The organism is Streptomyces sp. CG4 (genome assembly GCF_041080655.1).
In the GTDB taxonomy this organism is placed as follows: Bacteria; Actinomycetota; Actinomycetes; order Streptomycetales; family Streptomycetaceae; genus Streptomyces.
In genome coordinates this window covers 9,770,551-9,782,939 of record NZ_CP163525.1, presented here as the reverse complement: position 1 = coordinate 9,782,939, position 12,389 = coordinate 9,770,551, and the positions used below count along the sequence as shown (strand labels likewise).

The 12,389-nt window shown below is 70.8% G+C and carries 8 protein-coding genes and 1 pseudogene; 6 read left to right on the top strand and 3 right to left on the bottom strand.

Features of this window, described 5'->3' with window-relative positions; translation table 11 throughout:
• Window positions 1-8: 8 nt before the first annotated feature.
• Complete coding sequence (locus AB5L52_RS44450; protein ID WP_351028992.1) at window positions 9-311, top strand: putative quinol monooxygenase; 303 nt, start codon at window positions 9-11, stop codon at window positions 309-311.
• Here AB5L52_RS44450 and AB5L52_RS44445 read toward each other — a convergent pair.
• From AB5L52_RS44445 to AB5L52_RS44435, 3 genes and pseudogenes are all read right to left on the bottom strand, one after another.
• On the bottom strand, window positions 232-612 hold the full coding sequence (locus AB5L52_RS44445) for a glycoside hydrolase family 68 protein (RefSeq protein WP_369369078.1): 381 nt from the start codon (window positions 610-612) through the stop codon (window positions 232-234). The two genes, AB5L52_RS44450 and AB5L52_RS44445, sit on opposite strands and share 80 nt — an antisense overlap.
• A gap of 19 nt (window positions 613-631) precedes the next feature.
• Window positions 632-835, bottom strand: a pseudogene (locus AB5L52_RS44440) (hypothetical protein); the annotation flags it as partial.
• 487 nt (window positions 836-1,322) lie between these two features.
• Window positions 1,323-2,477, bottom strand: a complete 1,155-nt coding sequence (locus AB5L52_RS44435; protein WP_351028991.1) for a helix-turn-helix domain-containing protein — start codon at window positions 2,475-2,477, stop codon at window positions 1,323-1,325.
• A gap of 185 nt (window positions 2,478-2,662) precedes the next feature.
• Here AB5L52_RS44435 and AB5L52_RS44430 point away from each other — a divergent pair, with 185 nt between their 5' ends.
• The 5 genes from AB5L52_RS44430 (at window position 2,663) to AB5L52_RS44410 (ending at window position 12,348) form a co-directional block, all read left to right on the top strand.
• Entirely contained in the window at window positions 2,663-3,388 is a 726-nt protein-coding gene (locus AB5L52_RS44430) for a response regulator transcription factor (RefSeq protein ID WP_351028990.1), read from the top strand.
• Between the two features lie 4 nt (window positions 3,389-3,392).
• Window positions 3,393-4,877: a HAMP domain-containing sensor histidine kinase gene (locus tag AB5L52_RS44425; protein ID WP_351028989.1), complete on the top strand. Its 1,485-nt coding sequence runs from the start codon at window positions 3,393-3,395 to the stop codon at window positions 4,875-4,877.
• Window positions 4,878-5,714: 837 nt separating this feature from the next.
• Window positions 5,715-6,485, top strand: a complete 771-nt coding sequence (locus tag AB5L52_RS44420) for a sensor histidine kinase (RefSeq protein WP_369368694.1) — start codon at window positions 5,715-5,717, stop codon at window positions 6,483-6,485.
• A 539-nt stretch (window positions 6,486-7,024) separates the two neighbouring features.
• Window positions 7,025-9,802 (top strand): LuxR C-terminal-related transcriptional regulator, encoded by a 2,778-nt coding sequence (locus AB5L52_RS44415; protein WP_369368693.1) that lies wholly within the window; start codon window positions 7,025-7,027, stop codon window positions 9,800-9,802.
• Window positions 9,803-9,840: 38 nt separating this feature from the next.
• Window positions 9,841-12,348 (top strand): AAA family ATPase, encoded by a 2,508-nt coding sequence (locus AB5L52_RS44410; RefSeq protein ID WP_369368692.1) that lies wholly within the window; start codon window positions 9,841-9,843, stop codon window positions 12,346-12,348.
• Window positions 12,349-12,389: the final 41 nt, after the last annotated feature.

The window sequence follows — 12,389 nt, the reverse complement described above, 5'->3', positions numbered from 1 at the left end:
ACAGGACCGTGACGAAAACCCTGCTCGCCGAGTTCACCGCCCGCGAGGGAGCGGAGGGCGAAGTCGCCCGCCTGATACGGGAGTACGCACAGAAGGTACGCGACGAGGACGGCAACCTCACCTTCGACGTGTACACCAAGGAGTCCAACCCGCGCGCCTTCTGGATCTTCGAGGTCTACCGCGACCAGGACGCGTTCCAGGCGCATCTGAAGGCCCCGTACGGCGGCCCGTTCAACGCCGCCCTCGCTCCGCTGATCGAGGAGGACGCCTCTGTCCTGACTTTCCTCGACCCCCTGGCTCACGGTAGGTGACCAGCTGGGTCTCTTGCCGGAGCGGCTCGACCGAGAGTGGGTTACGGGATGAAGCCGTAGTCCAACTGGTTGGTGAGCCTGGTCCTGTTGCCCCGCAGGGACAGCACGAGCGTGCGGGCGAGGATACCGCCGAAGCCGGTCCTGCCAGCAGGTGGACCTTGCGATCCCGGGGGTCGCGGAAGACGAACGGGTCGCGGAAGGCGTAGATGATCGGGCCCTCCTGGGACTGCTCCAGGGTCTGGTACAGCTTGCCGTCGGCCTGGGCGATGATGCGGTGGTCCTGGAAGCCGGAGAACCACACATGGGTGTCGTCCGCGTGGATCCGGGGCGAGGCCGTCGGTGATGTTGGTGAGCCGGAAGTATGTCGCCGGGTTGAACTGAACCCCCAGCGAGGCGATCTGGTCGTTGTTGCCGGTGACCCGCAGGTCGGGGTTCTCGTCGGTGAACGTCCAAGAGGTGCCGGTGACGTTGTCCCCGGAGCAGCCGACCACCTGGTAACCGGGGGGCGGCCGCCTCGGAGTCACCCGTCACCGCTGCCACGGGGCGTCGCCGGGGTGCTCCGGCGAAGCCCCGCCACCGGGAAGGGGTGAGGAGCTCCCAGGGGCTACCTGCGGACTCCCTACCAGGCCATGCCGACGGAGCGTCGGCTCGCTGCCGGCGTGCACCGACACCGCGAGAGTGAAAGAGCCGGGCTCAGCCGTCAGGATCCCTGCCACCGCGGTCCGCTGCACCTCGACTGCTCGCGCCCGGCTGCGCGTTCCCCGTCCGGGATGAGTCGTGCCGGGGCACGAAATCGGCAGTAGCCGCATGCCGGGCATCGCGCCAAGAATCAGCCTGCTTCACTGTCGGCCATGCTCCGCACCGCGGCCGCCACATGGGTGGTGTCGGTACGCTGCCGGCCCCCGGCCCTGAGCAGGTCGGCGACAGCCCCCGAGATGGCTCTTCGTATCCCGCACGGAACCCGTGAACACGGCCGCCAACCGGACCGTGCACACCGGGTGACGTGGGCGGTCAGGCTCCCATCGCGACAGGGCGCGCCGCCCGGAGCGGTACCGCAGCCGGTGCCGCCGGCGTCTTGTGGTGCGCGTGTCCGGGGCGGGCGTTGTGCTGAAGCCGGGTGACGGCGACGGCGGCGAGGGCCGCGCGCAGGGTGCACAGGCCGCGCAGGTCGTCGGGGCGCCGACCGGTGAGCTGGCCGATTCGCTGCAGACGGCGGTCGAGCGTGTTGCGGTGGATGCCCAGGCGCTCACAGGCACGGTGGCGGACGCCGTCGGCTGCGATGAAGGCAGCCAGCGTGTCCCACAGGACCGGGTGCTCGAGCAGCGGCTCGATGATCTTGAGCAGTCGCTCGGAGACGACGGGGGTCCCCGCGGCGCCGTACTCGACCAGGACGTCGTCGAGTTCGTACACGCCGGGCGGGCAGGCGAGGGCGAACAGCGTGGCGCAGATGCCGTCGACCACCGCCGGGCCGCTCTCGCCGAGCGTCGTGCCTGCCACCGGTTCGCCGGGGCAGTGGTCCTGCCAGTGCACCGCGATCCAGGCGTCGCCCGGGAGGTCCCCGTGGGCTTTGCGGGCCAAGGCGACGGACTCCTCCTGGTCGGCCGCAGGCAGCACGACATGGACGTCTTCGCCGGAGGTCCGCAGCGTTGCGGCGGCGTGCCCCCGGAAGGCCCGGTGGATGTCGGCAGGTGTGCAGGAGGGCGCGCGTACCGCCAGCACCGCGCAGGCCTCGGTGGAACGCTCCGTGCGGTCGGCGAGGGCGTGATCCGACGGGACCGCATTGCTCTCGCGACTGCTGCCATCCTCGAAGAAGCCGCAGCTCAGCTCTCGGCTCACCAGACGGCCCGCATCACCGAGCCGGAGCACCATGACCTCGTGCCTCAGGGAATCCCGGTCACGGCCGCCGACCGTGCGGTGATTGATGAGATGGCAGGTCATGGTGCTCACCATGGTCAGCAGCTCGTCGACGGATCCGCCTCGCCGCGCCCAGGCCCGGCCCTCGGCGCGGATCCGAGCCGCGCTCTCCCCGCTCCAGTCACCCTGGCCGGACACCACCTCGGTCAGCGCAGAGAAGATCTCCCAGCGGACTCTGGGCTCCGCTTCGTCGGCATCGTCGTTCCCCTCGGCAGCGAACAGGTCAGGTGTCGCCCCGGCGAATGTCGTCATGTCTGGTCATGAAAGACCACAAAGATCAGAGGTACATCAATGCCCGCTCAGAGACGGCTCAAATTACGAAGCCAATGGATCACGCTTGTGCCATCATGGCGCGGGATGTGTTCCCTCTTCTCTCGGCTCGGCAGCAGACCTCGGCAGAGCAGTTCCGAACTCACTTTCATGGTGCGGCACACACGATGAACCCAAGCGGCAAGTCCTCGAAGTCGACCGTGCTCGTCGTGGAGGACGAGTCCAGCATCGCCTCCATGCTCACCATGGCGCTGCAGTTCCTTGGATTCGAGGTCGTCACCGCGGCGCGCGGCGATGAGGCCCTCACCCGAGCCGTCCAGCGCTCCCCGGACGTGATCCTGCTCGATGTCGTCCTGCCCGACATGGACGGCTTCGAGGTCTGCCGACGATTCCGGGACACGGGCGTCGCCGCACCCGTGCTGTTCGTGACCGCCCGGGACGCCATGGAGGACAAGGTCCGCGGCCTCGAACTCGCCGACGACTACGTCACCAAGCCGTTCGACCTCAACGAGGTGGTGGCCCGTATCCGCGCTGTCATGCGCCGCGGACGCGAGCTGGTGCCTGCCCACAGCCGCAGGTTGCGGGCAGGCTGGGTGGAAATGGACCGGGACACGCGCGAGGTCTGGCGGCACGGCCAACCGGTGCAGCTGTCCTCGACGGAGTTCGCCCTGCTGCAGTATCTGCTGGAGAACCCCGACCAGGTCATCTCCAAGGCACAGATACTCGACAACGTCTGGAGCTACGCCTTCCAGGGTGAGTCGGGAATCGTCGAGACCTACATCTACTATCTGCGCCGCAAGCTCGGCGACTCCGACCAGGCCCTCATACGCACCGTTCGCGGAGCCGGCTATGTGGTGCGCACGGCCCCTCTCGCACACCCCACGGAGGACTGAGGCCATGCCCACCGACGCGGGCGGCGCCCCGACCTGTCGCAAGGACCGGGCCCCCCGCTCCGGCGCGGCCCTCAACTCCTTGTTCCGCAGACTCACTTGGAGCCTGGCCCTGATCACCGTGGTCGGCGTGCTCGGTGCCGGTGTCTCCTGCGTACTCACGCTCTCCAGCCGCCTGCGGGAGCGCACCGACCAGCAGATCGTCCAGATCCATCGGCAGCGGGTGCAGGCCCTGGGCGAAGGGCGCGGGCTGGTCGCTGAGAGTGACGGCTCCGCGTCCCTGGTGGCCGACGACCAGGGCACCGTGCGGCTCGCGACCGGCGTCACGTCCCTCACCCGCAGGCTGCGGCTCTCGGCACAGGAACTACGCAAACGAGCCGGCATCGGTCATCCCACGGCGGTGGTGAACAGACCGGTGCGAGCCATGGTGGGCCGCCTGCCGGACGGAACCTATCTGGTGACCGCCCGGTCGACGGCCTCCGACCAGGCGGCCGTGCGGACGCTGGTGGGCATCGAGGCCGCGATCAGCATCCCGCTGATCGCCCTGCTGGCGCTCGGCGCCCTGTGGTGCAGCCGACAGGCCCTCGTCCCCATTCGCGACATGACACGTAGCGCCCGGCGCATCGCAGAAAGCAGCGCCGAGCCCTCGGAGCGCGTTCCCGTGGCAACGCCACCACTGAGAGAGCTGCAGTGCACCGCGGACACCTTCAACTACCTGCTGCGACGCATCGAGGAGGGGGCCGTACGGCACAGACAGGCGGAGCGCCGGCTACACGATCTTGTCGGCGCCGCCAGTCACGAACTGCGCACACCGCTCACCACCATCACCGGGTACGCCCAACTGGCCCGGATAGGAGCGCTGGAGGACCCGCTGCAACTGGACCACGCGATGGAACAGGTCCAGCGAGAGACGCGGCGCATGACCCATGTGGTGGAGGACCTCTTGCTGCTGGCCCGGCTGGGTCACGGCGGATTCCTCGAACAACGTCCGGTGGACCTGGCTCAGCTCTGTGTCCAGGCGGTGGCCCAGGCACAGCCGCCTGGCGCCCGGCGCACCCTGCGCTGCGTGGTGCAGTCCGCCACCCATGTGGTGGAGGGCGACCGGTACCGACTCCAGCAGGTGATCGGCAATCTGCTCTCCAACGTGCTGGCCCACACCCCGGAGAGCGCCTCGGCCGAGGTGCGGCTGTGCCTGAACGGGGACCGCCACATCATCGACGTCGTCGACGACGGCCCCGGTGTCCCGGAGACCGCGCGGAAGAGAATCTTCGAGCCCTTCTTCCGCGCGGAGACCGCCACACCGCCGGAACCAGAGGCCGACCCCTGCCGGGGCCGCGGACTGGGGCTGAGCGTGGCGGCGGCAGTGGTCAAGGCACACGGCGGTTCGGTCAGACTCGAACCGTCCGAGCGAGGCGCGTGGTTCCGCATCAGCCTACCGACTCTCCAAGGGCCCGAGCGCGTCGAAGTCGCGGCACAGGCAGCCGTGCCCTGAGCCGACTCCAACGGTGCCACCATTTACCACACCGTACGGCCCAAAACGGCGCAGTCCGCAGGAAATCCAGGGATTCACCTGAATTCTCAGGGACGGACTCATCCGGGTGCCAGCTTGGAGGCAGCGCACGGCGGTTGCGCCCGGATCGCCTCGGAGCAGGCACGGAGGTTGCAACTTGCCGACAGCGGAGCCCTGTTGGAACGTGCCTCCGCACTGGGCCTGACGTCGGCTGCTGCGCAACACTCGGGTCACGCTGATCTCCCCTGTCACAAACGGACCTTGGGTATCGTGCCGTCATGCAAGGCTTCATCTTGACGCTTTTATGCGCGACCCCGAACGGACAGTGAGTTGCACCCTCGACGGACCTGCGGGCAGGCCCCGGACTCGGTGCCGCGCCCCACATCCGCAGCACCGCCCCGGCTCAGACGCGTGACGCTCGGGGCCTTGTCTCTCGCGGTCGGCTGCTGCTTGCTTCCCGCCAGGCCGACGCCGAGCGACGCCCTGGTCCGCCTCTCGTCGTTCTCGCGCCACGGCGGGCCGCCGCGTCCGTCCCGACCCGTGCGGCGAAGCCGCCCCACGGATGCGGTGCTGTCGGCTCCGGCGACCGCCGGGAAGACCGGAAAGCCCGTGACAGTGCGGTCGGCCGAGGCCGGCTCACCGTCCAGAAGCCCGAGGCAGCCCACTGGTACGATCATGACGCGCGCGACCGCTTTCCGCACAGTCACCACCGACCACGGACCCCACCGGGCGACCCCGGTCCACGACGCCGACCACAGCGTGGCATCCACTGCAGAGATATCGGTCCCGCGAGCCCTTGGTCCCAAGATGATCCTCGAAGTGACGCTGATATTCATGCTGTTGCTTGCTGCTGTCGGACTGGGCGTCCGGCTGCGACAGGAGCGCGAGAACCACCGCAAGGCCGAGCGGCGCCTGCTGGAGTTCCTCGCCACCGCGGGGCATGAGCTGCGCACTCCGCTCACCGCGATCTCCGGCTATGTTCAGTTGGCCCGGTTGGGCGGTCTGGCCGATCCGGAGAACTTCGATCTCGCCATGTCCCGCATGACGGACGAGACCCGCCGCACGCTGGCGCTCATCGACGAGTTGGTGCTGCTCGCCAGGCTCGACCTGGGCCAACCGCTGCGGCGTGAGCGGGTGAACCTGGCAAGTCTGTGCCGTGACGCCGTGGCCGACGCCGAGGCCTGTTCCCCGCACCATCCGATCCAGCTCACGATCCTGCCGGGCAACCACACGGTCACCGGTGACCGGGACCGCCTCTACCAGGTCATCGCCAACCTGCTGGCCAATGTGCGGCATCACACGCCCGAAGGGACGCGCGCGGCGCTGGGGCTGGGTACCGAGGACACGCATCGGGTCATCGAGGTGATGGACGACGGGCCGGGCATCCCCGCCGAGTTGCGGAACTCGGCCTTCGAGCGGTTCGTCCACGGCGAGAAGGCGAGGGCGCCCGTCGTGGACAACGACGCGGGCGGTGGAAACGGCCTCGGACTGAGTGTCGTCGCGGCCATCGTCACCGCGCACGGTGGCAGGGTGAGTCTGGAACCCGGCTCCGGCGGGGCGTGGTTCCGCGTCCGGCTGCCGGCAGCCTGAGAGCATCCCGGTGAAGTGGACCGCAGGAGCGCCCCACCCAGCTCGCCGCACGGCGGGGGCCGACGCGCAGCCACAGGCGCCGTAATTTTTCCCGGCAGAATCCTCGGACGCCGGACGATTGCCAGGCAAGACCGCACAGGACTCCACAACTCTCTAAGGGATTCCCTAGTCTTCCTCCTTTCATGCATTCTCCACATACGACGACACGACATGAGGAGTCCACACTGGCGAGCCAGGCGGCCCGCTCGACCGACAACAACAGGACGAAACAGGTGCGATGAGCACCGCGACCGATGCATACACCCTGCTCTCGACGCAGCGGCGAGGCCGACCACGGAATCCAGATATCAACGATCATTCACACGAAAGACACAATTGGGAGGCTACAATCCGGGACATTGTGCAAATCGTTGAACATAGAACAAAGGGCGCGGGAAGCTGCTTACACAGCGGTATGCGGCCGCGCCACATTGCTCTTCCCTGCCCCGCATGCACAGAGCCCATCAAGTGTCCGTCCCCACAGAACATTCGGTGGCACCGTGAAACTCGCCCTTGCCTTGCCGGTCCCCTGCTCGCAGAACACCGGTCCGGCCACGGCCGCACCACTGGCGGGCAGGGTTTCCCCGCTCTCCGCGCTGGTCGGCCGCACCGTCCGAGCCGGCTCCGGACCAGCCCCCGCCGTGATGCTGACGGGCCCCGTCGGCATCGGCCGCAGCGCCCTGCTGCGGACCTTCTGCGAAACCGTGGCGTCCTGGGTGTCGGTGCTGCGCGCCGGCCCGCTCGACGGGATCTGGTACGACGCGAGCGGCGCCGCACGGTCCGACGCGGTCCCCGTCCAATCGCCGCTGGGTGACGGCCCTCTGTCGTCCCACCGGCTCCACGAGACGGTCGTGGCACTCTGCCGGCGCGGGCCCGTGGTCCTGGCCATGGACGACGCACACCACTGCCGCCCGCGTTCCCTGGGCGCACTGGACTACGTGCTGCGCAGGTCCGCCGGGCTGCCGCTGCTCGTGGTGATCACCGTCCCCGCCCTTCCCGCCGTCAGGGAGCCCGCCACCCTGACCTCGCTACTCGCCCACCATGCCTGGAACACATTGGAGTTGAAGCCGCTGACGGCCGGCGACGTCGCCGAGGTCCTCACCCAGCGGCTGGGACGCAGACCCGACCCGGCCCTGCTGCGGCGATGCCTGGAACACTCCGCAGGCATACCCGCTGCCGTCCACGCATTCGCCGACCTGCACGCCGACACGCCTGCCGCCAGGAGCAGGGAGACAGCAAGCCCGGCCTCGCAGAAGGGGCCCGGCCCGCTCCCCCGGTCGGCCGCGGCGGTTCTGTCCGCTGTGGCCGTGCTGGGCTGCTCCGACCCGGAGCTCGTGAGCGAACTCATCCGAATGCCGGTGCCGGCCGTACTGCGTGCCCTGGACCACCTCGCCGTACACCGAGCCCTGCCCGCCGGCGGCTCCCGGGCAAAGACCCCCGGCGCCGTACGCGCCGTACCGCACGGCGTGACGGAAGACGATCTCCTTCCGCTGTACGCGCGCGCCGCCCGGCTGCTCGAGGATGCGGGGCGCCCGCCGACGGAGGTGGCAGACGTCCTCCTGCAGATCGGGTACGGCGCCGCGCCCTGGATGCTGGAGGCGCTGTACAGCGCGGCCCTGGACGCCGACTCGCCCGAATCCGCCGTGCGCTACCTCTCGCACGCGTTGGACATCGGCGCCGGCCAGGACGCCCGCACGCTCCGCAGGATCCGCGCCCGGCTGGCCGCGACACTCACCACCACCGCATCTGCCGTGGCCGTTCACCATCTGAGCGCATTGCTCGCGACCAGCACCGACGGGCGCGAACTCGCCGACATCGCCTTGCGGTGCGCGGACACCCTCATCGCACTCGGCCGTGCCGACGAGGCGGCCCGACTGCTCGCCAGCGTCCTGGACCGCGCGGTCGACTCCGGGGCGGTCACCGTTCCGGAGGAATGCCGGCCCGACCTGGAATCCGCTCTGCTGCTCAGCGGAGCGTTGCGCCCCGGCACCGCAAAATGGGTCAGAGAGCGCTCTCGGACGTGTGCCGAGCCCGTCGGCGACAGTCCCGGCAGCCGTCGTCTGCGGCTGGCCTGCGCAGCACTGTCCATGCTCAGCGGCCGTCCCGCTGCCCTGCCCGGCAACCCTGCCCTGTTGGCGGTCGGCACCCCTGGCACCCCGCTGAACGAGCTGTCGCTGGTCGCCTCCTCGGTCATCGCACACCTCACGGACCACAACACCAAAGCGCTCGACGCGCTCGACCGGATCCTGCGCCGCCCGGATCATGAGGGCCCGGACCCGGCTCGGGTCCAGACCCTCATGGTCCGGGCGCTGGTGCTGTGCGGCACGGGCGACCTGCCCAGGGCCGAACGGGACGCCCGACGGGCCCTGGAACTCGAACGCCGGCACGGCGACAGCCCAGGCGTCGCCCCGGCCGTTGTCGTCGCCTACGTGCTCGCCCAGCGCGGCAGAATCTCCGCCGCCGGCTCCGTGCTCGCCGACGTCAGCGGCAGGGAAGTGCAGTCACTGTTCTACCTCCAGCCCCTGTACTGGTGGACCGCGGCAGCCATCCGGCGATCCCGCGGCGACCTGCGCGGCGCCCTGGTGGCACTGCGCTCCAGCGGCCGTACGCAGGGCCCGGGAGCAGCCGAGTCGCCGTTGGTGCTGCCCTGGTGGCTGGAGGCGGCGGATCTGCTGACCGAACTGGGCCGCCCGGCCGAGGCACGGCTGGTCGCCGCACGGGGCGGCGAACTGGCCCCCTTCGCGGACACCCCGCGCAGCTCCGGACTCGTCTTGCTCGCCCGAGGACTCGCCACTCCCGGCCACACCGGGCACCGGCTCCTCGACCAGGCGTGCGAGCAACTGGCCGAGTCCCCCGCGCGGCTGCTGCGGGCACGCGCCGAATACGCACTGGGGTCTGCCCTGCTCGACGACGGCGACCCCCTGGCCGCCCGGCCCCGGCTGCGCACTGCGCTGGATCTGATGATCGGATGCGGAGCCGGTGAAGCCGCGGAAGGCGTCCGGCTCCGTCTCGCCGAAGCCGGCGGCCGACCCCGCCGCCTGACCAGCCGCCCCAGCGACGCCCTCACCGAACAGGAGCGCCGGGTCGCCGCGCTGGCGATGGCGGGCTATTCCAACCGGGAGATAGCCGACGCGCTCTACATAACCCGGCGTACGGTCGAACTGCACCTGACCCACACCTATCAGAAGCTCGGCGTGAACCGTCGGGAGGAGCTCGCGGGCGTGCTGCCGAACACGCCCGGGGCCGCCACGTCCGGTCCGGGGGGCACGGAACGATGAGCACAGCTCCCGACCGCCGACCGACACCGTCGAGTCTCGTGCTGCACGAGCGAGCCACCCAGGACGACTTCGCACCGCTGTACGGGCGGGACGCCGAACAGGCGGCGCTGCTTCACATGATGAGCCGGCTCGCCGACGGCAATGCCGGCGTGACGGTGATCCACGGCATCCCGGGCAGTGGTCGCAGCCGACTGCTGCGACGCGGCATGGCCCTCGCCCGCTCGGTCGGTGTCCAGGTGCTCACCGCACTGGGTTCAGCGCCGTCCTCGCACACCCCCTACGCATTCGTACGGCAGTTGCGGCCGCCCCAGTCCGCCCCGGCCGGCACGAAGTGCGCCACGGAGCCGCCCACGGAGGGGTCGGCGCAGAGATGGTGCCGTTCTCTGCTGTCCGCCGCCGGCAGGCCGACGCTCCTCGCCCTGGACGACGTGCAGTGGGCGGACCCGGAGTCGGTGAAGGTGATCGGGGCGCTCCTACGGCGGCTCCCCTCGGCGCCGCTGGGTGTGCTGCTGACCGTCACCAGTGCCCGCGGCGAGTTCCCCGATGCCTGCGCCGCGCTCCTCAACCAGGCAGCCGCCTTCCAGGACGGCCGAGGCCGGCTGCTGGAACTCGGGCCGCTCGGTGTGCCGGAGGTCCGCGCGATGTGCACAGCGGCGGGGCTGCCGGCCCCGGCCGCGTCGGACGGCCTCTGGTGGGAGCGGGCGGCCCGGCTCAGTCGGGGCAGCCCCTGGCTGCTGCGGCGGGCTCTGGACGAGCTGCGCCGGGAGCCGGCCGAGGTGTCCGCCACCGGACTGACGACGGCATTCACCCGTGGAATCGACGCCGCGGGTGCCGAACGGGCAGCCGCGTCCGCCGCACAGCTGGCTGCCGGGCCCCGCGCGCTGCTCCGTGGGCTTGCGGTCTGCCGGGGCCTGGTGACGGTGGACCGGATGGCCTCGCTGGTGGGTCTCGACAAGACCGAACTCCCGGCCGCTCTGCGAACGCTACGGGTACAGGGCCTGATCGACTTCGGTGATCCGCCACTGCTGAGGCTGACGGACCGGGCATCCGCAGTGCTGGCCGGTATGGACGGCGACGAACGCAGGCAGCTGTACGCGGACGCCGCCCGCTGGGCGCATCGGTGCGACGCCGACGAGGAGGAGCTGGCCACGCTGCTGCTGAACACCGTGCCGCTGGGCGAGCCGTGGGTGCCGTGGGTACTGCGCCGCACCGCCCGCACCCGGCTGGCCCGGGGCCGGCACGCAGAGGCCGCCGAGGCGCTGGAGCGGGCGTTGCACGAGCCGCTCCCCCCGGCAGAGCGCGCCGAGGTGCTGCTGGAGGCCGCAGAGGCGTACGCGGTGATCGCGCCCGAGGCGGCGGACCGCAGGCTACACGAGTTGCTGTCCGGAGCGCAGGCTCCCCCGCGCGTGCACACCGCCGCTGCGGACCTCCTCCTCGCCCGGGGTGAACCCGGCCTGGCGCCGAGGGCGGCGGCCATGCTGTACGGGGCCGACGGTGCGAGGTCCGCGGATCTCCCGCCGGCGGAGGTGCGACGTTGCCCGACGGACGTCGCGAGCCGCCAGGGATCCACGACACCGGAACCGGGGGCGACGCCCCACGGTCGGCCGAGCCCGGACGAACATCCGGCCGTGCTCGCCGCCAGGGTGTGGCAGCGAACGCTGCGAGGCGAAGACGCGGCCTTGGTACGGGAGTCGTGCCAGAAGCTGCTGCGGGCGCCGCTCGACGGAGCGCTGTACCCCCGGCTCGCCACCTGTGCTGCCCTGGCCCTCGCGGACGCGCACGGCACGGCGCTCCGCGAGCTGGACGCCACGCTCGCCAAGGCCGGGCATCGCCGCAGCCCGACGCTGGTGACGGCGGGCCTGCTGCTGCGGGCCAACCTGGGCCTGCAGGCCGGTGATCCGGACACCGCCGCCCACGATCTCGCCGCCGCCAGGTCTCTGGTACCGCCGCAGGTGTGGCATCCCTCCCGGCTCACCGCGCTGCGGGCGCTGGAGATCCGGCTGCTGGTTGCGCGGGAGCGTTACGAGGAGGCCGCTTCGCTGGCCGGCGAGGAGTTGCCGCCCCGTGCCGAGGAGGGCACCTTCTGGGCCCATCTGCTGTACGCCCGTGCCCAGTTGTCGCTCTGCCGGGGGCGCCCTGAGCAGGCGCTGGCGGCAGCCGAGGAGTGCGGACGGTGGCTGGCGGCCCGGAGGTGGGGCAACCCAGCGCTGGTGGCGTGGCGTTCCCTGGCTGCCCTGGCCCATCTGGGCTGCGGTGACGACGACCGGGCCTCGGCGCTGTTCGCCGAGGAGTTGCGGCTGGCCGGGCGGTGGGGCAGCGACTCCGCACTCGCCTGGACCGAACTGCGCCGGGGACTCGGGTCCCCGGACCCACAAGCGGCCCGGCTGACCGAGCGCGCGCTGGGCCGGCTCAGCCGCACGTCCGTGTCCGGACCGTTCGTGCACGCCACCGTCGCCCAGGAGTGGGCCGGACTGCACCACCCGGCGCGGGTGGACACCGCCTCGCGCCGGCCCAGAGCCCGGGATGGTGGGACTGAGATGACATGAACCGCACGTCGAAGCACTTCTCATCACCCCTCATGTTCCAC

Excerpts from the sequence above, each read along its gene's own strand:
- AB5L52_RS44425 (WP_351028989.1), top strand. The coding sequence starts at position 3,393 with ATGCCCACCGACGCGGGCGGCGCCCCGACCTGTCGCAAGGACCGGGCC.
- AB5L52_RS44435 (WP_351028991.1), bottom strand. The coding sequence starts at position 2,477 with ATGACGACATTCGCCGGGGCGACACCTGACCTGTTCGCTGCCGAGGGG.
- AB5L52_RS44430 (WP_351028990.1), top strand. The coding sequence starts at position 2,663 with ATGAACCCAAGCGGCAAGTCCTCGAAGTCGACCGTGCTCGTCGTGGAG.